The 20,584-nt window shown below is 54.3% G+C and carries 26 protein-coding genes and 1 pseudogene; 3 read left to right on the plus strand and 24 right to left on the minus strand.

Features of this window, described 5'->3' with window-relative positions:
• The first annotated feature begins 142 nt into the window (after positions 1–142).
• Entirely contained in the window at positions 143–349 is a 207-nt protein-coding gene (locus tag J1779_RS11005) for a hypothetical protein (protein ID WP_217203769.1), read from the plus strand.
• A 73-nt stretch (positions 350–422) separates the two neighbouring features.
• Here J1779_RS11005 and J1779_RS11010 read toward each other — a convergent pair whose 3' ends face one another.
• From J1779_RS11010 to J1779_RS11090, 18 genes and pseudogenes are all read right to left on the minus strand, one after another.
• Positions 423–1,040, minus strand: coding sequence for a tail assembly protein (locus tag J1779_RS11010; RefSeq protein ID WP_056769676.1), 618 nt, complete (start codon positions 1,038–1,040; stop codon positions 423–425).
• A complete protein-coding gene (locus J1779_RS11015; RefSeq protein WP_217203770.1) occupies positions 1,033–1,752 on the minus strand; it encodes a C40 family peptidase in 720 nt (239 codons plus the stop codon). The genes J1779_RS11010 and J1779_RS11015 overlap by 8 nt, the downstream gene beginning before the upstream one ends.
• Before the next feature lie 2 nt (positions 1,753–1,754).
• Positions 1,755–2,492 (minus strand): phage minor tail protein L, encoded by a 738-nt coding sequence (locus J1779_RS11020; protein WP_217203771.1) that lies wholly within the window; start codon positions 2,490–2,492, stop codon positions 1,755–1,757.
• A gap of 56 nt (positions 2,493–2,548) precedes the next feature.
• A complete protein-coding gene (locus J1779_RS11025; RefSeq protein ID WP_217203772.1) occupies positions 2,549–2,890 on the minus strand; it encodes a phage tail protein in 342 nt (113 codons plus the stop codon).
• Positions 2,891–2,926: 36 nt separating this feature from the next.
• Entirely contained in the window at positions 2,927–4,663 is a 1,737-nt protein-coding gene (locus tag J1779_RS25785; RefSeq protein WP_420804205.1) for a phage tail tape measure protein, read from the minus strand.
• Positions 4,664–4,750: 87 nt separating this feature from the next.
• Positions 4,751–5,614 (minus strand): annotated as a pseudogene (locus J1779_RS25790) (phage tail length tape measure family protein); the annotation flags it as partial.
• Positions 5,595–5,909 carry a phage tail assembly protein T gene (locus J1779_RS11035; RefSeq protein WP_112166094.1) on the minus strand — a complete coding sequence of 105 codons (315 nt, stop codon included), beginning with the start codon at positions 5,907–5,909 and terminating at the stop codon, positions 5,595–5,597. The pseudogene J1779_RS25790 and the gene J1779_RS11035, both read right to left, overlap by 20 nt.
• 20 nt (positions 5,910–5,929) lie before the next feature.
• Entirely contained in the window at positions 5,930–6,337 is a 408-nt protein-coding gene (gene gpG / locus J1779_RS11040) for a phage tail assembly chaperone G (protein ID WP_217203774.1), read from the minus strand.
• 10 nt (positions 6,338–6,347) lie between these two features.
• On the minus strand, positions 6,348–7,085 hold the full coding sequence (locus tag J1779_RS11045; protein ID WP_217203775.1) for a phage tail tube protein: 738 nt from the start codon (positions 7,083–7,085) through the stop codon (positions 6,348–6,350).
• 7 nt (positions 7,086–7,092) lie between these two features.
• On the minus strand, positions 7,093–7,497 hold the full coding sequence (locus J1779_RS11050; RefSeq protein ID WP_217203776.1) for a phage minor tail U family protein: 405 nt from the start codon (positions 7,495–7,497) through the stop codon (positions 7,093–7,095).
• The gene (locus J1779_RS11055) at positions 7,494–8,048 is read right to left on the minus strand and encodes a phage tail protein (protein WP_112166087.1); all 555 of its coding nucleotides are present in this window, start codon (positions 8,046–8,048) and stop codon (positions 7,494–7,496) included. Before J1779_RS11055 ends, J1779_RS11050 begins: the two co-directional genes overlap by 4 nt.
• Positions 8,049–8,058: 10 nt before the next feature.
• On the minus strand, positions 8,059–8,334 hold the full coding sequence (locus J1779_RS11060; protein WP_112166085.1) for a DNA breaking-rejoining protein: 276 nt from the start codon (positions 8,332–8,334) through the stop codon (positions 8,059–8,061).
• The gene (locus J1779_RS11065) at positions 8,327–8,653 is read right to left on the minus strand and encodes a DUF2190 family protein (protein ID WP_133822246.1); all 327 of its coding nucleotides are present in this window, start codon (positions 8,651–8,653) and stop codon (positions 8,327–8,329) included. The genes J1779_RS11060 and J1779_RS11065 overlap by 8 nt, the downstream gene beginning before the upstream one ends.
• Positions 8,654–8,736: 83 nt before the next feature.
• A complete protein-coding gene (locus tag J1779_RS11070; protein WP_217203807.1) occupies positions 8,737–10,695 on the minus strand; it encodes a ClpP-like prohead protease/major capsid protein fusion protein in 1,959 nt (652 codons plus the stop codon).
• A gap of 49 nt (positions 10,696–10,744) precedes the next feature.
• Positions 10,745–12,220: a phage portal protein gene (locus tag J1779_RS11075; RefSeq protein ID WP_217203777.1), complete on the minus strand. Its 1,476-nt coding sequence runs from the start codon at positions 12,218–12,220 to the stop codon at positions 10,745–10,747.
• A complete protein-coding gene (locus J1779_RS11080; RefSeq protein ID WP_112166080.1) occupies positions 12,217–12,435 on the minus strand; it encodes a hypothetical protein in 219 nt (72 codons plus the stop codon). The genes J1779_RS11075 and J1779_RS11080 overlap by 4 nt, the downstream gene beginning before the upstream one ends.
• Entirely contained in the window at positions 12,432–14,525 is a 2,094-nt protein-coding gene (locus J1779_RS11085) for a phage terminase large subunit family protein (protein ID WP_217203778.1), read from the minus strand. The genes J1779_RS11080 and J1779_RS11085 overlap by 4 nt, the downstream gene beginning before the upstream one ends.
• A complete protein-coding gene (locus J1779_RS11090; protein ID WP_112166076.1) occupies positions 14,525–15,013 on the minus strand; it encodes a DUF1441 family protein in 489 nt (162 codons plus the stop codon). The genes J1779_RS11085 and J1779_RS11090 overlap by 1 nt, the downstream gene beginning before the upstream one ends.
• A 748-nt stretch (positions 15,014–15,761) precedes the next feature.
• On the opposite strand from J1779_RS11090, the gene J1779_RS11095 reads away from it, so the two are divergent.
• Together J1779_RS11095 and J1779_RS11100 are read left to right on the plus strand one after the other, a co-directional pair.
• Complete coding sequence (locus J1779_RS11095) at positions 15,762–16,313, plus strand: ATP-dependent Clp protease proteolytic subunit (protein WP_217203779.1); 552 nt, start codon at positions 15,762–15,764, stop codon at positions 16,311–16,313.
• A 305-nt stretch (positions 16,314–16,618) separates the two neighbouring features.
• Positions 16,619–16,906 (plus strand): hypothetical protein, encoded by a 288-nt coding sequence (locus J1779_RS11100; RefSeq protein ID WP_217203780.1) that lies wholly within the window; start codon positions 16,619–16,621, stop codon positions 16,904–16,906.
• 17 nt (positions 16,907–16,923) lie between these two features.
• On the opposite strand, the gene J1779_RS11105 is transcribed toward J1779_RS11100, so the two are convergent.
• The 6 genes from J1779_RS11105 to J1779_RS11130 all read right to left on the minus strand — a co-directional run bounded on the left by J1779_RS11105 (position 16,924) and on the right by J1779_RS11130 (position 20,464).
• A complete protein-coding gene (locus J1779_RS11105; protein WP_217203781.1) occupies positions 16,924–17,427 on the minus strand; it encodes a lysis protein in 504 nt (167 codons plus the stop codon).
• Positions 17,420–17,950, minus strand: coding sequence for a lysozyme (locus tag J1779_RS11110; RefSeq protein WP_476655340.1), 531 nt, complete (start codon positions 17,948–17,950; stop codon positions 17,420–17,422). Before J1779_RS11110 ends, J1779_RS11105 begins: the two co-directional genes overlap by 8 nt.
• 1 nt (position 17,951) lies before the next feature.
• Positions 17,952–18,221: a phage holin family protein gene (locus J1779_RS11115; protein ID WP_217203782.1), complete on the minus strand. Its 270-nt coding sequence runs from the start codon at positions 18,219–18,221 to the stop codon at positions 17,952–17,954.
• A 386-nt stretch (positions 18,222–18,607) separates the two neighbouring features.
• The gene (locus J1779_RS11120) at positions 18,608–18,862 is read right to left on the minus strand and encodes a hypothetical protein (RefSeq protein ID WP_136377038.1); all 255 of its coding nucleotides are present in this window, start codon (positions 18,860–18,862) and stop codon (positions 18,608–18,610) included.
• 107 nt (positions 18,863–18,969) lie between these two features.
• Positions 18,970–19,221, minus strand: coding sequence for a hypothetical protein (locus J1779_RS11125; protein ID WP_217203783.1), 252 nt, complete (start codon positions 19,219–19,221; stop codon positions 18,970–18,972).
• Positions 19,222–19,408: 187 nt separating this feature from the next.
• On the minus strand, positions 19,409–20,464 hold the full coding sequence (locus J1779_RS11130) for a DNA-methyltransferase (RefSeq protein ID WP_217203784.1): 1,056 nt from the start codon (positions 20,462–20,464) through the stop codon (positions 19,409–19,411).
• Positions 20,465–20,584: the final 120 nt, after the last annotated feature.

Genomic DNA, 20,584 nt, shown 5'->3' on the forward strand with positions numbered 1-20,584 from the left:
CGCCCCACGGCGGCTGTTAATAGATCACTGTTCGAATATCAGGATGTTAAAAATTTCATGATGGATATATGTTATAGATTGAAATCGAAATATTTATCCCGCGTAACATTCTCCAACTAAATAGCCTAAAATGAGGATAACCATGCCACTTGTTAATAGAAAGATTGAGCTTAACTGTAAGTTTGATAACCTAAAAGATGCTGAAATTGAGGTTGTGCAGCTCAAAATGGTAATTGGTTTACTTATTGCAAAAATGCCATTAGATCAAAGAGAAAATATTATTCTCGAACTTAATGGGTTCGGCTTGAATGAATTTTCCAAGCAATTTACTCAATTTGTTCTTGAGTAAATTTGCAAAAGATAGCTTCTTTGGGCTACACAATTATCCTCCTGAACCTGACTCCTAAACTAAACAGGCATTTTTATTGCTGATCGCTGGAGAAAATACCTGCGCTGATGATCGCACCGCCGATTTCACGCTGCCCGTAAAGTAGCGGCACGGGGTATCCCATTGCCACCGTATTAACCGGGGCGCCGAATGCGTAGTTTGCTTTGTTGTCAGAGTCAGACGAAGCCCCAACGTTAAAGCTGGGCTGTGGCGTGAGCATCTGCACCACGCCGCCGATGGTCATACTAAGACCAATACCCACCAGCGCTGTGGTTGTTGCCGCCGCCGTAGCCGCACTGATCCCGGCAAACGCCGCGAATGAGGCGCCAGCGGTAAAGAAGGCTGCCACCAAAGCAACAGCGCCAATCACAATCTGCAGCATGCCTGCCTGTTTCGCCCCTTCAATCACCGGCACCATTGTGTACTCGGTCGCCGCCGCGGACATGTCGAACTCCTCAAGCGAGATGTTGTTCTTGCCGCTGTAGAAAGCGAACTTCACCCCGTTGAGATGGGCGTTTGAAACGTACTTTTTGAAGCCCTTCACCTGGGAGCACATCGCGCGCAAAAACTCGTTGATGTCCGCCACGTGGAAACGGTGAACCCTGCCGAATTTCTTTCCGATTGCGCCTTTGAGCGTCATGGTCTTAAGCATTAACTAACTCCTTGCGACGGACGACGCGAACCGTCCGATCCCGGAAATATTTACCGTATGGAACGCGGGCAGAAAGGTTGCCAAACATGTGGTGAACCATGATGTTATCTCCAAGATAAATCGCCGCGTGATTGGTGACCGGTGCTTGAACCCGCATCATGATCATATCGCCAGGCTGCATGCTGCTGGCATCAATCTCGACGAACCCTTCAGCCTGCCAGTTATCGTCATAGAGATTTTCTTTCCCGTCGACCCACCACTCACGGTCAACTGAGTAATTTTTTACGGTAATGCCGTACTCCATCCGGTAGTAGTCCATGATGATCGACCAGCAGTCAGCATGGCCCAGAACCCAGCGGCGGCCAGCAAGCTCGCGATCGCCGCGCGGTGACAGCGTACAAAAATCACCGTCCGGCCACGACATGATCCCCCACTCCACGCCGGAGTGGTCGCACTGGATGCGGTCCATTTCTGACGGGACCAGATGCACCACATCGGGGTGTGAGTGGATCACCATGATGACTTCCCCGACCTTGGTCGCCGCCAGATAATCATCCGGCGACAGCATGAAGGTTTCAGCCGCGTTCTCGGCAATATTGCGACAGGGAATGAAACGCTGGCCGGTACCGGTTTCGACGATCAGCCCGCAGGCCTCGTTCGGATATTCAGCGGCCACGTGCGCCCGGATTTGGCTGATGAGTTTTTCACGCATAGTTATTTCCCCTGTAGATTGGCCGCCGGGAAGCCGCCAAAGGGTAGTGGGTTTTCGGTACCAAACCGCAACTTGCAATCCGACATCCGGCCGCCGCACACATCCAGCGCGGGATTGCTCGTGGGCGTGCCGTCTTTCAGAAAGTAATTGGTGCCGTTGTAATCGCAGCCGGTTCCCGTTCGATACCATCCACGCATGCACCAGGTGCACACCGGGGTTATCTGGCGGGTTGGCAGCTGCAGGCTTTGAACGTCGAACGGCGAACACAGTTCGAAGTCGACCTGAATCCGCGTCTCGGCTTTTTTGGCGTTGATGTAGTAAAGCTGAACGCGTTCATCAATCGGGCTGGCAGTCGGGTTGCCCGCTGTCCAGTTCGCGGCATCAAGATATTTGGCCAGCGTGGTGTGCACTTTGACTTTCGCCTTCACCATGTCGTCGTACTGCAGGCACAGCGCCGTGACGTAGTTGCCCACGTTACCCACCGAAAGCGTTGGCGTTGGCTGCGACCCCGTGCTGGATAGCTCCAGACCGGTTAACTCGTAGGGGTGCGGATCGTATTCATTACCCTGCCAAATGGTTGAAGGCAGGTTGTCGGCGGCGAAAGACTTCCAGCCCGCGGAGTCTATGTTGTGCGCATGAAAGCGCAGCATGGTGTCGAAGCCAAACGCCGTCCCGTCGATTTCTATCAGCTGGATCAGCTGCCCCGGTTCAAGCGCCTGCACGTCCTGGGTAAAGCTCATGATATCTCCAAATAAAAAAGGCCACCCAAAGGCAGCCTCAGATAGTTGTGGTGGTTTTAAGGCGCAAACGCCTGCTCGAAAGTAAAACTCAGCGTCGCCTTGTCTCCCGCGGGAAAACTGACCGACACTGAATCAGACTTTACCCGCCAGAGGAGCCGTTCTCCCCAAGGAGTCGTCCACCAGAAGGATGAAATCACGTGGCTCAGGAGAAATTGACGGATCGCCGACGCCTCCGTTTTTTTACCCGTCCAGCTCAGATTCCACGTTTCAGCTTTGGCATTGATGCCGCTGGCGGCAACCTGTTTGTAACCGTCGCCGAACTGCGCTTGTAGCGTTCTGACCGTGTCGGTACCCTGGGCGCTTTTCTGCGTTCGCCAGGTAAAGGTTTCTGTAGGCATCACTTCTCCCAAAATTACAGAATGCGTCATGCGGAATTATTTTTTATACAGCAGGCCGCCGGGAGCCATTTCCTTCCTGAGCCTGTCCGATATTGTCTGCTGAACAATGCCCTGCAGTTGTTTGGCCGTGTTTGCCGTATCGCTGCTGCTGACGTCATTCGATGAAGACTGCTCGCCGATGGTTACCGGGGCGTAAACGCTGATGTCGGTCGCGCCGAACCTGCCCGCCGCCCCGCGGGATCCCACATACCCACCCGTGGCGTAGCCCTTCATCAGGCGATAAAGATTAGCCACGCCCAGACGGCTGGTCGCCTCCTTTGTGAAAACGAACTCCCCGCCGTGAACGATGCCTTTGGGCTCATACTTACCGCCGTGCCCGGTGTAGCCGCCCACGTCAAACTCGCGGATATAGCCGCCGTTATAAGCCAGCTGCAAATTACTGTAGGCCCCTGATGAGAACGATGTGTTTGACGAAGAGGAGGAGGCGCTGCCGCTTATCCAACCCAACGCAGACTGGACGGTATAGGCGACGATTAGCCGGTTAATTATCTGAGCGATCATTTTTAAAATCGACGTTGAGAAATCCCGAAAGCTGGCTTTACCGGTGGTCGTCAGGCTTGTCAGGCTGTCAGCAAGGCCGTTGAATCCCGCCTGCGTCACCTGTTGCACCGAAGTGAATACATCGGTTGCAGATTCGGCGTATTCGGCCCAGCCCTGCTTCGCTCCCGCCACCCAGTTCGACCGCAGCGCGTCCTCTGCCGCATACGTTGCCTGCTGCTCCTGCAATACCCGTTTCTGAGCGTCCGGATTGAATGCATAGGTTTCCTGCAGACGCTGCAGCGTCGCGGCTCTTTCCGCCTGTTTTGATGAAACGCCATCCGCCTGAGCATCCAGCGCCGCGCGCTTTGCCGACTGCTGCAGAGCAAACTTATCGGCCTGATCGGAGAGCGCATTCAGGCGCTGCTGGGCCGCGACTTTATCCCCTATCGCCGCCAGCTGCCGTTTGTACTCCAGCGTTTCTTCTTTATGCGCCAGCAGTGACTTTTCCTGCGCGGACAGCTGGCGGGTGCTGGCCGCCTGCTCCAGCACCGTATACTGATTCTCCGTCTGCCACAGATCTTTGCGCTGCTGGCTGATAACGTCGTTCACGCTGGTGTGCTGCTGCAGGACTTTGAGCTGGGCCTGCAGGGTCATCAGCTCACCCTGCGCATTATCCGTCGCCTTGTCCCCCGCCGAGGTGGTGATCGCTTTCGCTTTGGGCGTTTTCGGATCTTTATATTTCTCTTCAATACCCTTTTTAATCTGGGCAATTTCATCGTCGCTCAGCGCCTGATTAAGCCGGCGGCGTTCGGCGATGTACTGATTAAGACGCTGGTACTCCTGCGTTCTTTGCTCTTCCTTGCTCTGACCCGCGTCTGAAATCGACTGGAAGTGCTGCTGATTCTGAAGCGAGCTGCGCTCAAGGTTTGACTGCTTCTGTTTTTCGTCGGTTTTTCGCTGCTCGGCGTGAAGCTGCTCGGTCAGGGAGGAGACCATCTGACGTGCCTGATCGCGGGCGGTTTCCAGCCCAAACCGCTGCTGCCCCTGCGCGGCGGTGTTTCTCAGCCCTTTGTCCAACTCATACAGCCTGTCCGTGGCATCCGCGAGCTGTTTCTGAAGCGAGTCCGCCCGGCCTATATCCAGCAGGCGGTTCCACATGGATTTGAAAGAGTCGCCGACGTAGTCCGCCGCGGTTTCCAGCGCGCCCATGTTCTCTTTAATGTTGCCGGCCATGTCCTTGAAGCCGGCGGCGGCGGCTGTGTTGGCGTAGTTAAGCGCCTCGGTGTTTTTCCCTGAGTCCTGCAGGCTTTTCACGTAGTCCAGCTGCTGGGCGGTAACGTGACCATATTGCTCGGCCATCGCCCGCAGCCCGCTTTGCGGATCTGAGGTAATGCGGCCAAACGCCGCCGCCAAATCTTCTACTTTGGTGCCGGTGGCATCAGACAGGGTAGAAATGGAGGTGGCCACGCCCAGGAAGTTTTCCCCGAGATTGGCCCCCGCTTTGACTAACGCATTGAGCGCCGCGGTACCGGCGGTAAAGGAGTCGCCGCCCTGCGCAATCGCCTCGGCCATTACCAGCAGGTTGTTGGCAGTCTGCCCCGAGCGGTCACCGGTCATCACCAGCGATTTGTTAAATTCGCTGAGCACCCCCTGACCCTTTACAAACGAATAGGCCACGGCCACCACGGCAACGGCCAGCGCCACAAAGCCCAGGGTCGCCGGCGTGAGCAGGCCACGCACCTTCCCCAGATTTTCGGCGTTCTCCGCCAGCGCATTGGCATTCTCAGATAACGAATCTTCAGACTTTTCAGCCGAATCACTGACGCCAAAGAGCGCGGCCTGGATCGCACGGAAGAGGTTCGATACGCCGCCGAAGGAATCTTTAACCTGCCCGCCCTGCTGGAGCATGATAAGGAAGGGGCTTTGCCCACCGGCGAGCTGGGTCGCGATATCGGTAAACTGTGCGGGGAGGTTGCGCAGGGCGTTGTTGTACTGCCCCACGGATATCCCCACCCGTTTTGCCACCAGCTCCTGGCGGGAGAAGGACTGCTGAACCTGTGCGGACGTCTCAACGGCGGCGGCGCTCAGCCCGGTAAACTGCTTACGCACGTAGCCGAGCTGTTCATTGAATTTCGCGGCGTCAACGTCAAGATTAACGACCAGATCACCCACTGGCTGGGCCATAGCGCACTCCTCCTGGCAGGCTTTCTGCGATCGCCATTAGTTGTTCATCATCAGGTTCGTGATTTTCTTCCACGACCTTGGGTTTAAGCAGGCTAAAATGACCCGCGGTCAGTTCTGTTTCCCCGCACACCAGCGATAAAATATGGAGGCTAAGCGAGGCAAAGTGGGCATCAAGTAACGCCTCTTCGAAGTAATGGGTCTGATAGAACTGATGCCACTCCTCGAGCTCGCTGGAGGACATGTTTGAAAGCATGGTGCGCCAGTTGGGTCGTCTCAACTCGCGCGCCAGCTGCATAACAAAGCCCTTTTCACGGGTTAGCGCTTTTCCGCCGTCTCCTCTTCAGCGACGGACTCTGAGGGCGCAGCTTCCGTGGTGACCTCGCCCTGCTCCGGGTTCAGCATGCCGGACAGGATTTTGACCTGCGTATCCGCTTTGCCGATGGCCTCGACCGGCCAGGTGCTCATGACCTGCTGCTGCAGATCGTGAATATCCGGCTTTGGTGACTCACTGTGCCAGAGCGACATGGCAATGATCATCGCGCCGGCGCGGATATTGAGCTCTACCAGCGCGGACGTCAGAGTCTGATCATCAGGCTCATCTTTCGGCAGGGCCTTTTCCTGCGCCGCCAGATAATGCAGCAACTCAACGCGCTGCAGCGCCGAGAGCTCATAGAGCGTGGTTTTCGCCCCGTTAAACTCAAACAGTTCAGACTTTAAAAACATGCTCGCTCCGTTAGGCCGCCGTGACGGTCAGGTTACAGATGGCCACTTTCTGACCCTCATTGGTCATGATGATGATTTGCGCCGTGCCCGCTTTGACGCCTTTTGCCGTCACGTTTTTACCGGAGACGGTGATGGTGGCAACGGTCAGATCAGATGACGCCGCGCTGAAAGAACCGTTAGTCGCGCCGTCAGGCAACACCGTGACGCCGATGACGCTGCTCTGCCCGACCACGACGCTCGCGGCGGACGGGGTGACGGTGACGCCCGAGACCGGAACCGCGGCAGCCTGATTGCTCTCCGCCAGCGCCGGCTTGCCGGTATTGGTGATTTTCACCGTGCGAGTGATCACCTCTTTTACCGGTACCGCTTTGCCCAGGCTGCTGATCCAGCCCCGGAAAACGTCCACGGCGGTGTTGGGGTAACGGATTTTGTACCCGCGCACCGCACCGTCGTAGAACCAGTTAACCAGATCCTGCTGGCCGCTTTCGCCCGGCTTCCAGGCCAGCGTAAAGGAGGTGTCACCCGACGATTTAGCGCCCTGCGCGGTGCCGTTCCAGTCGGCGTCGGCATCATCAAGATAGGTGTCATCGTAGGATTCCGCCGTCATTTCACCCGGCGTCAGCTCCTTGATTTTTGCCAGCCGCGTCCAGTCCTGATCCGATAACGGATTGGCATAGGGATCGCCGCTGCCGGTGTAAATCCAAAGCGTGGTGCCCGCACCTTTGGTCGGTTCGAGTTGTGTGGTCATAGATTCCTCACATTAAGTAAGTCAGGGTGTAACGCAGGTCAGCAGAGCCCCACGTCGACATTTCATCATCGCGCTGGTAGTCGTAGCCCTCCGGCGTGATGTTTTCGATAAGGTCTGAAAGTGCCGGGATGTCGCCTACCACCGGATAAATATGCTGCTCCATCCACCGGTCGAGCTCGGTGTCGGGGCTCACCGCCTTGAGAAAAACCTCGACGTGAAGCGTTGCCCGCCATTCCTCTTCATCGAGTGTTTCCCCGGTAGGTTCCGCGCCCGAAAGATAGACGGCGACGGCGGGCAGGTCTTCGGCGGTCAAAAAGCTCGGACGACCGTCATACCAGGTCACGGAGGGGGCGGTCACCGAAAGCTTGAGCGCGTCCAGCACGGCGTTGCGGATTTTCGGGTGCTTTATCATCGTTTAACGATAAGCCTCAGTTGATTTTTCAGGGCCGCCGCCATCTCTTTGGGCATATCGCTTTGCATCAGGCGGTTTGTCTCCACCGTATAGGCGTTGGTTAGCGGCGTCGTCAGGGGGATTTTCACCACGTCAATCGGGTACCGGCTTTTCCCCGAGCGCTGGAGAACGTGCCAGCGTCCGTTGGCAAGCTGCTGAATAAAGGCGTCGCGGAACGTGAAGCGCCCGATTTTCAGCACGCTGCCCTGCCCGCGCACGTTGCCCTTACGCCGGGAGATACGCATTTGCGCGGCCCCGAGCTTGATGGCGGGCAGGTTGCCCCGGTTGATTTTTAACGTGGCGACAGGCCGGTTCATCGTGGCCTTTTTCAGCTTTGCGCGTTGCATGACCAGCTTTCTCGGCACCTTCGTTTCCTTCGATACCGACGAACTGCTCCGGCTGATCGCCCGCCCCGCCACCCGGTTCACGGCCTGCGCCGAGGCGCGGGGAACGGCGGTCTTACTGATGTTGTTCAGATTACTGATCGCCTGTTCAAGCCCTTTGATGGTCATGTGCTCCCCTTTATTCCAGCCAGATTTGCGGCTTTCCGTTAAACACCTGATGGCGGGTGACGATGTAACTTTCGCCCTGATACATCACCTGATCGTTACGGTGAGGCCGGTAAGCGGCAGAAAAAATCACCACGGACAGGCCGTCACCGCTGACCGGCCCCATTTCGGGCAAAAAGTGGCTTTCAACGCCGGTAAGCACGGCGCCGTTAATCACCACGTCTCGCCCAAAGCGCGCGACGGTGGTGGCATCCATCCGCGCCGCCAGCGCATCGAACGGGTTAGGCATTGATTTTGACTTCAACGACGGTCGAACCTGCACCGGCCTGTTCCCACGCGATCCCCGCCGCCACGGCATCCGCCGCCGCCAGCTGGATTTCACCGTCCGCGATATACACTTTTGTCCCCGCCGGAATGGCGTCGGCGGAGACTTTCGGCAGCAGGAATACCCCTTCCGCCATGCCCGTACCGGTTTCATTCGGGGCAATATCCACCAGTGAGACAACGAGCAGGGAACCCAGCACCACGGGGGCGCCGCTCTCAATCACCGCCTGACCGGTATTGGTAATGGAAATGGTCTGCCCTTCCTGCACAAAATTCTTAGCCATAACAAAGCTCCATACGCCCCGCGAAGGGCGAATTTTAGGTATAAAAAAAGCCCTGACGGGCGTGAAGGTAACGCGGGGAAATGTTACTGGCCGCTGGACTTGACCAGGCCGCGGTAATCCAGCGGCGCCACGCCGGCGTCGATGCGCACTTTCGTCGCGATGCCGTCGGTATTGAAGCCTTCCTGCTGGTCGATGTACGGCAGCTCGACCCCGTTCAGGTAAGCCACCTCGATGGTATCCATGCCCTGCGCCGCCGCCAGATACCAGGCTTTCGCGCTGTTGTCATCGAGGCGTGGCTCACCGATAACCGTCGCAAAGTTCTGGATCGGGTTGATGATGCCGGCGTTCACGTCGGCCCCTTTCACGCTGGCTGATTTGATCGTCTGGTTGGCGACCGTCTCAAGCGAGGTCGGCACAATCAGGAAGGCCGGGCGAATGTTCAGTGTGCGCCCGGTGGTCGGCTCTTTCTGTACGCGCATCAGCTGGCGGCCGGCGTCCAGATTGGTCACGTCAATGGCGCCGGAGGCCAGGTTTTTGTGATCGCTGCTGAACAACGCCTTGCCGTCGGATAACTTCGGGTTGCCGGTGAGCACGGCGTAGACCAGATCGCCGATGGTGGCCTTCGCCGCGCGCCCCATTTTCATCGGCACGTCGGTCAGCTGGTTCAGATCGTCATTGATGATGGCCTGACGGGTAATGGAGAAGATTTCACCGTAGGTGGCCAGCGCGATGGTTTCGCTGTTATCTGCGGTGGTCACGTATTTGTACTCCGCCCCTTCGCGCACCTTACGCAAAGACGGGAAGCCGCCCATGCCGACGCGGTGCGCCGTTTTAAAGTCGGAGAGCTGCCCTTTCTTCGTCCAGGCTTCGAAGGTCTCTTCCGACTCTTCCCAGCCCTGCAGCAGGGACTTATTCGCCACGTCCAGCAGGATATTGCCGAAGTCGGAGGTGCTGTGGGTCAGGGAAAGGCCGACCATCTGCATCGGGTTGAACGCCCCCACGCTGACGCCGCGTTCGGTCAGCGACATGCGCGCATATTCGCGCAGCGTCATGCCGTTGTAGACGTTGTCGTTTTGGCGGTCCTCATAGCCCGCGCGCGCCATCAGTGCCTGACGAATGCCGTCGCCGGTAAAGTTACCGTTCCCTGCGTAGATGTGTGCATTGCCGCCGTTTTTATTCGACGGACTGGCATCTTTGCCCAGCATGACCAGCAGTTGGTCCTTGGCCTGCTCGACCGTGCAGTCGATGTCTTCGATGCACGTCGCCTGCAATTCCTGATGGCGGCCGCCGAACATCGCGAACAGGTCTTTGATCCCCGTGACACGCTGTTTCTGTGCCGCAATCACCTGATTACGAATGGTATTTTCATCCAGCGCGGCGGGGGCAGGAACAACCGGTGCAGCGAGCGGATTCTGCGGCGCCGGCGGGTTCTGGGTAGTCGCTTTCGGCTTAGTGATCATGTTTTTCAGTGCGTTTGGCATAGCGTCGAATTCCTCGATACGTTTTGAATTAATGCGGGCCATCGCCTGCACCGCGGTAGAGATCTGGTCGGCAAAACCGTGCTCAAGGCATTCCTGAGCGGTCATCCACGTTTCCTCACCCAGCATCAGGGAAAGTTCGTCGGAGGTTTTACCGGTTTTTTTGGCATAGGACGGGATCAGCACGGCCTCGACCTTGTCCAGCAGGTCGGCATAGTCGCGCATGTCGTTGGCGTCGCCGCCGGTGATCCCCCAGGGTTTGTGGATCATCATCATGGCATTTTCAGGCATGATGATGGGGTTCCCCACCATCGCAATCACCGACGCCATCGAGGCGGCAAGGCCGTCGATATACACGGTTTTGCTGGCCGTATGGCTGTTGAGCAGGTTGTAAATGGCAATGCCGTCAAAGACGTCACCGCCCGGTGAATGGATGTGCAGGTTGATATGGTCGAGGTCGCCCAGCGCTTTCATGCTGCTGGCAAACTGGCGGGCCGTCACGCCCCAGTAACCAATCTCGTCGTAAATATAAATATCGGCGGTCTTGTCACCGCTGGCCTTCATGCGGAACCAGCTTTTATCGCCCGCCGAGGCTTTGGGTGACACACTCAGTTTATTTCTTGGATTCTTGCGCACTGGCTTCCCCTTTATCGTTTGCCGGATCCGTGTCGAAGACCAGATCTAACGCTTTATTTTCGTCGACTTCCGCCTTGCGGCGGCGTTTTACATCGCCCGGATTGGCGCCGCGCGCCCGGATCCAGTCACCTTCCGTTGCCGCCCCGCCGCGCAAAAGTACGCGCCACGAATTGGCCTCTTTCATTGGGTCAATCCACGGCATGACCGGTCCGCTGTACACGGCGTTAAACAGCGTCGCCGTGTCCACGTCGGGGGGCACGTTGATCACCCCCGCGGTGATGGCCATCTGCAACCAGCTGCGGTACATCGGACGGGTCACGGCGGCGATAAACGCATCCTGAAGAATGCCGTACCCTTCAAAGGACTCGACCAGCTCCTGACGCTGGGAGCTGTAGGTGCCGTTATAGTTGCGGGATATGCTGGAAAAGCTGCTGCGGCTGCCGGCGGCCACCGCCCTGAGCTGACCGTTGCGGAAAGTCTCAAGGTTAGGATTGGGCCGGTCTGATTTAATCATCCCAATCTCTTCACCCGGCGCCAGTTCATCGAAAAGCATGCCGGGTTCGATGTTGAGCTCACGGGGACCTTTGTCATTACCTTCGTCGCTGTATGTCTGGCCGTCGCCTTTTTTCACGTACATGCCCAGCGCGGCGGCAATGCGGGCGGCGGTCAGTTCTGAATCCTCGTACTCTTTCAGCGCACTCAGACGGATAAGGATGCCGGAGAGCAGGCTGTTGCCGCGGACCTGATGAAGACGGCGCATGAATTTCAGGTGCATCATGCCGTCTGCGGCGATTTCTTTGGTGTTGCCCAGCGCCACGCCGGAGGTCACCAGATTCTTATACACGACGTACTTTGTCGGGCATCCCCAGCTGTTGAGATAAATGCCCTGGCAAATTCCCCTGCCGGTATCGCTCATCTCAAGCGGGATGTAATCCGGCTCCAGCGCCTCGACCCAGAAGGGGATGTTGGCCGTAGGCGTCAGTCCGGGTGCAGCACCCCGAACCATTTGCCCGAAAACCTCGCCGTCGCGCAGCCAGGTTCGCGCCATCAGACGCTCAAGGACCGGGCGGGTAAACTGCCCGGTAACGTCGGGAGAAATAGACCACTCCGCCCACGCAGCACGTATTTGTTTGGACAGGTCATCGGCCACCAGCCCCGTTTTCAGGATAGGCTGGGGATCAACAACGATGCCCCGCGCGCCGACGATGCGCTCTTCCAGCTTGTCCAGCAGGCCGATCACCAGGTCGTGATTATTGTCCAGCCAGCGCGCCTGCTCGCGGATCGAACGTCCGGCGAACTGGGTAAGCTGGTTGGCATTGCGGTTTTCGCGCTTCGCCCGGTGCGTGCGCGTCGGTAATGCCGCCTCGTAGGCGTTTACCGCCACGCGTGAACGCAGGCGGGATGCCTTCCAGCCGGGTGAAAACAGGCCAATTGCGTCATCAATCAGGCTCATCGCGGGAACCTCGCCAGCCGGTACTGCGGTCGCCCGCGCTGTGACGCCAGCAGCGTGCTGAGACGTCGCTCCCAGACGTTTCGCCCCTTCTGGATTTCGCTCAGGTTCTCCATCGTCATGGACTGCCCGTTGAACGTGATGGATTTCCCCTGCAGAACGGCGCGCTCGGCGGTCATATACTGCTGGATCATGTCTTCAATATCGGCCTGATTCATACCCAGCCTCCTGATGTCGATGGCGCCCAGGCAGAAGGTTTATCCTCTGTCCGCGCGCGGGTTGTTTTCGGTTTTGGGTGATTACTGCGGGCTGGCGGTTCTGACTGCGTGCCGGGTGTTGGTTGCGCAATGGGCTGCGCCCACGAAGGCGGTTTTACCCAGTCTATTCGCTCATACCCGCGCAAAATCACCAGTGCATGGGCATAGACCATCAGGTCGAACGCCTCGTTGGCCCCCTTGCCCGGCTTAGTCCATTTGCCGTCAGCGCCCCGTTCTTCGTAGGTCAGTTCGTCATAGAACCACTCCCCCAGCCAGTCAGGAAAGTGGACGTAGTTAGCCCCCGGCGTATCGCGCTGAAGGGCGTTACTGATCCGGTCTTTGAGCATGTTGGTCTGCAGAAGGTAAAGCGGCACGTCACCGCGGGCCTCCGCCCGGCGGTTTGGGCGGTCGGTATTGTCCGGCAGTGACTTGGTGATCAGCTTGCTGCGGGTGGTGCTGTCGCCTTTGAAGAGATAAACGCGCTTGTGCACGCCATCGCGGCGGCATTGGCGCCAGAACTCATAGGCATTGCCGGTGACACCGTCTTCACCGCCGGAGTCGACGGCCATCGCCAGCACGGGCAGAGAAACGTCAGGATTGCTGTTGAGTGGCCACTGCTTATCCAGCACGTCCGTGCGCAGCAAATCCCAGTCTTCCAGATAGCCAGCCGGGTCAATCGGCAGGCTTTCGCCGTGCGGCCCCGTGCGCATCGACTGTTTAATGTTGTATCGGTCAACGACCCAGCGCTCACCGTGGGCGCCATAGCCGATCACCTGCACAACGAACCGCCGGTTGCGTCCGCCCTGTACGTCAACGGTCGCCACCAGAAAACGCACCCCGTAAGGCACGGTGCGCTTGGTCACGGTCGAGGCGCGCGCCATCAGGGTTTCGGATTTGCGCTGCTCAACGCTGGACTGGGGGATATAAGGCAGACCCCAGTCAGTATTGATCACCGCTTTAAGGGTTTCTTCACTGCCGTTCGCCTCGTAGTCCTGCTGAGCGGAAAGCAACTTGTAGACCAGCTGCGAAAGCGTTTGGTACGCCGCGGCGGGTCCCTCCATCCAGAATGACGCAATGCGCGATCGTCTGGCCGTTCCCGTGACAGTGCCATGACGGTCAATCTGTTCACCGTCGCGAAGCCAGACACCTTTCTGATTAAGTGCGCGCTTCTGCCCTGCTGTAATTTTTCCCCGGCAATGCGGACACTCTATGAATGCCGCCTCGCTGGCGACCACAGGGTCGGCAATATTCTGATAACCCTGCACCACGTCTTTCGCAGGCTGGAAGTGTTCGCCGCAGTGCGGACAAGCCCAGTACCAGCGTCGGCGATCGCCACGGTTATATAAAGAAAGAATGCCGGTGGTCGGCGGCGCCTCATGCAGTGAACTGCGGCGCCATTTGGTATCACGAATATCGCGACCCGGTGAGCTCTCCACCAGCGTCATGCCCGAAGACATAAATGTCGTCGTACGTTTTGAGGCCAGCGTAAAAGCGTCTCCCTCACCGTCAATATCTTCGGGGAATCGGTCATAGTCTGTCAGTGCAACGCACTTATAATCGGACGAGGACATAATATTAATAGAGGGCCAGCCGATTTTGAGGTAGTTCCCTGCCCGGAATGTCCGGTCGTATACGTTGTTATCATTACGGCGCGGGCTCAGGCGTTTAGCCACTTCAGGGCTGCTGCGAAAGGTCCGGTCAAGGCGCTTTTTGCTGTGCTCACGCGCCTTCTCTTCCGTCATCTGGATAAGCAACATATCCGAAGGGTCACAGACAACGTTGTAAACAATCCAGCCGTCGATCAGACCGATGGTTTTACCTGTTCGGGACGGACCGACGAAGATCACGGCGTCGTACTCGCGGGATGCCAGGCAGTTCATGGGGTCGACAACATACGGTGCCAGATTCGGATCCCAGGGAACGGAGTTTCCCGCCCCCATCGGCACGCGCATATATTGTCTGACCGCATCGGCAACCAGCATGCGCCGCGGTGCGCGAAGAATGCCTGGTACATCTCTCCGGATGCCACGCGCTGAAGCCCGCTTTGCCATCAGTCCTCCTCAGACGTGTCCTCCTCCGGTTCTGCATCAGTGACCTTCTGCGCAATCTGGTCACGCAGATCATCAATAATATTTTGTATACGCATCACGGCGGACGGCGGTAACGCGCAATCTCGCTCGAGTACGTCCGGCAACGTTTCCAGCACCTGAACCACGGCTTTCGCCATCACTGAAAACTCTCTTGCCACATCTTCTGCAGGGATGAGCTGCCCCATGCTTTGTTCAAAGGTCAGACGCTCATTCTCGGCTTTCCAGTGCGCCAGCCGGTCGGACGGAGTCATTTCTGCCACATCTCCAGAAACCGTCGGGATCATCAATTCGGTTAATACATCGGTGACGGAAAATAATTTCAGTTTCGCGTTACTGCCCGGTGCAGGGTCGACGTTTTTCAGGCGCGCCGCGACCGTCTGCCGATGCACACCGGTGATCCCTGCAAGTTGGTTGATGTTCAGTTTGAGCGAGGCGATTTCTTGGTCCATGATGGTGAACACTTTTTAAACGATTCGACATCTTTGCAATTTCGCTTACTGCAAAATCAATAACCTGCGCAGATGATGATGATGACCCTAGATCGCGAAAACTAGCCGTTTTCCGCGAGTCCGCCGCCCCGTGGAGAGGCCCCCTGCTGGGAGTACCTTTTAATGCTAATGATTAAAAATGCAACTATATCGTAATGCGCCATTTAATCCGGAATTATGAGTAGTTGAGTTTAATACTCATTATTGCTTGCTGTTAGATCATCCTGAATTTGTTAAGACTTTTCTCCGGAAAATAAAAAACCGCCCGGAGGCGGCTTACATTCGTGCTATTTTCGGCCGAGCAGGACCTTTAGCCTTACAATTTCAGTTTCAAGTTCAACTATTGCGTCTAATGCGACATCGACTAAAGAACTGACAGGCTTACCTTTATATAAATCTGATGAGCATAGCCTACCATGAGAAGCGTTCAGTAAAATTGTATGTGCGTCGTTATCTGCCATGACTTAATTCCCTCTCAGGTCCAAGCATTTAATTACATGCTAATGAATAACACTACATAAGATTCATTAGGATTATGCAATCAGCGAAGCACTGAATTGAAAAAACAAGATGGGGCATTTCTCACTGCGATGCACATACTTAATCGACCTTAACCTTCCTATGAGAGGAATAACATTCATGTTGAAATCAAGTATTTTGTACCTGATACTGGTCATACCCACTTGGGGTTAACCTTCTGGTAATTATAATGATTCATACAGCTCATTTTTTATGTCCAGTTAATCCGAGCACAGTCTGTAGCCTTCAGAACAGTTGCTTATCAGCACTGGCGCAAGGTGCGACGCAAATAAATTTACACATATCCAGTTCAGGGGGGGACGTAACCTCAGGATTCACAGCTTACAACTTTATAAAAACCCTCCCTATACCTGTTCACTGCTTCAACATCAGCAATATCGATTCAATAGCTAATGCAATTTTCCTTGCTGGGTCACGTCGCTTTGCTAATCATGGCGCGAGATTTCTTTTACATCCTTTCCAATGGCAATTCGGAGGGATGCAAAGTGTCGATCATGAAAGAATGCGAGAATGGGTTTCAAGTTTAGACCACGATCTCGACCGTTTGGTCTCTTTGTTTAACGAAGAAACTATCGGAGCAACTATGCTCTGCGACTGGCGGGAGTTTATCAGAACATCCACTATTCTCAACCCTGAACGAGCTGCCGCACTGGGACTTATCGAAGGTGTACAAGAGGCCACTATCGCTAATCCCAACGCAACTTGGTGGATCAATTGTTAACATATTAGCTTTTATCCTTTCCACCCGATTGCATTAAATTACAGTCGGGTATTTAACTTATTATTTATGTACCCAATTTATCTTTCAACTTAATAAAACTGTCCATTAGCAAACAATATCCTGTCAATCAGTATGATATCGCTTCTGAGCTTCAGCGGCATAGCCCTGAAGGTATTGGATCACTTGTTACTCGTGCTGGTTGACTGCAATATTGAGAACTCATAGCTCAACTATTGTAATTTTCTAAGGACTTTAAGCATTTTGTGCTCTATTGTTAGGATATCCTTTCAACAGAGTGAAAACCTATGGAATGGAAAGTTGTAGACAGAATCTTTTCAACGGCAGAAAACCTGCAGATTTTAAAAGTGACTGCACCAGGAAATCTGAAGTTCTCAATCTGGGTTAAATCTAATCTCGAAGTGCCACTTTGTTGCATGCTAACGCCTGTGATCGATGGATATATTGCCAACCATGACAAAGGCCATTTTGTTGCTATCCAAAAAGTTGTGCCATTTAGCATCAATCAGTGGGAGCACCTTAAATCAGCCCAACAACCAACCCAGTCGGTCAATGAGGATGAAGTTGTTATCTAGGAAGTTTCTCCAGACAATTAAGGTTTGCATTGTTTTGCAACTTGCTCGACATAGCCTTGGAGATATTCAATCACTTCGTTGTCTTTGATGGCGCTGGCTCGGAGATCGAGAACAGCCCGTCCACCAGCGCCAGAGAGTTCGACTTGTGCTGCATCGCCCAGGCCGCCGGTTCCGGTAGTGCTGTTCCCGACGAGCTCGCAGGTGGCAAGGTTTGCTGCCGCGATCCGCACCCGGCGAGTGCCAGCAGCGACATCAGCACGCAACCGGTCATTTTTGGCCTGTTCATCGGCTAATTCCTTCGTGTGTTTGGCATCCAGCGCCGCCAGCGCGGTTTGTGCCGCTTCGGTTCGCTTCTTCTGCTTAGTCAGGTCAATCACGGCCTGATCACTGAATTTCTTCAGCTCTGCGGTGTGGAATTCATTCAACTTTGATACGTCAGCGTCCCAGCGTATTCCTTCAATCCACCAGGTCAGCGCCCCGCCAGCTACGAAGGCCAGCACGATCGATAAATTGTTATTCATCCAGCCCCCAGCAGGTCAGTTCGCTTTCTTGATCACGCCTGATGACCTGACCAGCGCAGTTGTTCGCCCAAATTCGGCAATCTTTCCCACCGTCCCAGATCCAGCGTTTAATCTCTGCGCAAGCACCAAGGCGGTCACCGGCGTTAATTTTTCGGTAGAACGTAGAAGGGAAGCATTTGCTCGGCCCGATGTTCCAAGGACAGAACGAGGCGATCCCTACCTTCTGGGGAGGAGTAAGCGGAACGTGAATGTTTTTATCAACCCACGCCAGCGCTTTGGCCTGCTCGGCTTTGTCGATAGCATCGCACTGTGACGGCGTTAGCTTCATGCCTTTAAGTACAGGCTTGCCATTCACATACGTCACGCCGCCGCAGATTGTCCAGATGCCACCTTGATCAGGGTAGGCAATGAGGCTTGTGCCTTCTTTCTCATCCTGAAATTGACCCATCAGAGCCGGGGCCGAGGCGCCAGCAGCAATCAGCGCCAGCATTGCTGTACTGAGCTTTGTCTTAAGCTTTGCCAAATCAGACCTCGTTGGTTTTCTGTGCGAGATCATTCACCAGCTGAACCGTTGCTGATGGATTTTTGGTATCAACCTTATCGGCGATCTCTTGGAGTATCCGTGTGCGCTTCATCTGTTCGCGACGATTCAGGAAATACGTCAAAGCTGTAAAGAGTGCCCCGATCAGCACGCCAGCGATAAAGCCCCAATCCTGAAGGGATAAGCTTGCAAAGAAGGCCGTAATTCCAGCACCACCATATGTAGCGTTACTGTATTTTTCGTCCATTTTCATAGTCTCCCCCTCCGGTTTGCCGGTTGGGTGCGCAGTCGAGATGTAGGAAGAAATTAGCGGCTCAGTCACTTTGCGAAAATTGAATGGTTAGCTGATTGACTGGCCGCTAAAAGCGGAAAAGGCCACCTATATGCAGCCCTTAATTTCACTTAAAAATTATTTAACTATTGACCATTAAAGATGTATGTTTTTTTCTTCCCTGGTGTTGGCCACTGATTGGCAACCTCACTTTCTGCTTAGTGCAGAGGTGAGGTTTTTTTTGGATAACTTCCGAGATATAAGGCCAACTAAGTAAGAGAGTGCTAAATGCACATTGCTATCTTCAATGCCGAATCAATGAAATAAAAAAGGCCGCCCGCAGGCAGCCTTACTAAAGTTTTCTTACACTATGTAGTTACCGAGCTCATTAGCCGCGACCACTCTTCTATCTGGGGTCGGTAAATGAATTTAGCTTCATCAGGTTCGAAAAGACTGAGACCTTTTACGATGCATGCAATACAGGGAAACTGCTCAGGCATCTGAGCTAATATCTCCCGCTCCAGTAAGTCAGGATCAAATAATGTGCTCAGGCCTTCATCTAAACGCAAAAAGTCATGAGTCATCCACAATTTGTATTCAAATTCGTTTTTCAACAGTTTCATAGCCCCTCCTTTTTTATCTAAAAAGGATAGCAATGATTCTGCCAAACGGTAATGAATTGACACATTTTTGACAGGTCACCTGCGGCAGCCGTTGAGCCTTGACTTTTCTAGTCCAAGATACCGAATAGTCTGGCCCACTCTACAACCTGAGAACGGTAGACAAATTGCAAAGCTTCAGGCTCTAAAGGGCTTGGACCTTTTACTACGAAAACAATGCATGGAAATTGATCGGGCATCTGATGCAAAAGTTCTCTTTCTAACTCATCGGGCTCGAAAACGGATGGGTATTTCTCATCAAGATGAAAGTAATCTTTCTCCATCCATTGTCTATATTCAAACTCAGTATTTAGTAGCTTCATGCAAATCACCCCACGCTAATGTCTATGAACAGGATAGCAGGCATCAGGCTACTGAACGATGATTTAGATCCACACTCTCGCAGTGTTAGATTGAGTAACGGGCATTGGTAAACCCCTTATCACTGTTATTGTCCTCCGCGAATAGTGGGCATAAAAAAGTCCCAGACAATGCCGGGGCTGTAATGTGTTATGAGGTATTCGACTGTTCAGGGAATACATCTCCCAACGTCTGGTTATACCGTTCCTCTTCGAGTTCCACGCCCAGCGCGAAACGTCCCAGGTTGATGGCCTCTTTTATCGTGGAACCTGATCCCATGAAAAAATCAGCCACTACATCACCCGGTCGGCTGCTGGCGTTGATGATGTCTCTCATCATCTCCGCTGGCTTTTCGCATGAGTGTTTTCCAGGATAATAAGGAACTGACTTATACGTCCATACGTCTGTAAACGGTACGAGACTCGTCACTGTGAAAGGCCGTCGCAATTGCTTTAGCTCATCCACCAGATCCGTATAACGTCGGGATAATGAATGATATTCAACTACCAACTGATGGTGAGGAAGTTCCAGCTCTTGCCGCGCATGCTTTTCTCGGGCTACGCGATCAAATAAGCCTTGAAGCGCCAGATAGTCTTTCTCACTGGGTAATTGCCACTGGCTCTCGCTGAACCAATGCGAAGCCATTTGCTTACCAGTTGCCTGATGAATTTCTTTAGCACTGATCCCCAACGCTTTGCGGGCATCACTAAAATAATCAACCAGAGGCTTGAGCGTATTTTTGCGTTGTTCCTTGCACTGCGCGGAATAACTTGATGCCTTACCTCTATAAGGCCCGCTGTAATGCTCAGCGAAGAGGATCCTCTCAGTAGCGGGGAAATAGGCCCTCAAGTCTTCTTTGTGCTGCCTGTTCCATGGCCCGGAAGGTTTGGACCAGATGATGTGGTTCAGAATCTTGAACCGCTCACGCATCAGTAACTCAGTGTCAGCAGCCAAACGCGAACCGCAAAATACGTACAGGCTGCCAGATGGTTTTAGTACGCGCCAGAACTCCGCAAATATCTCGTCAAGCCATGTCAGATAAGCTGACTCGTCAGGCCATTGATTGTCCCATTTACATGATTTAACCCTGAAATAGGGAGGATCCGTGGCAATCAGGTCAATGCAGTTATCAGGTAAGGTTTTGATGTATTGGAGTGAGTCAGCACAAATAATATTTATACTGTTTAAATTCACAGTGTTTTTCATAGATCAGAGACGCCCTTTTTGATAGGCTCCATTTGCTGTGTGCACATCAGCAATGGGCCTCGGTTCGCTCGTGACCAACTAACGGGCGAATGGCGTGCACGATGTTATCAGCATCATGTA

Source organism: Rahnella rivi, assembly GCF_019049655.1.
Taxonomy (GTDB): domain Bacteria; phylum Pseudomonadota; class Gammaproteobacteria; order Enterobacterales; family Enterobacteriaceae; genus Rahnella; species Rahnella rivi.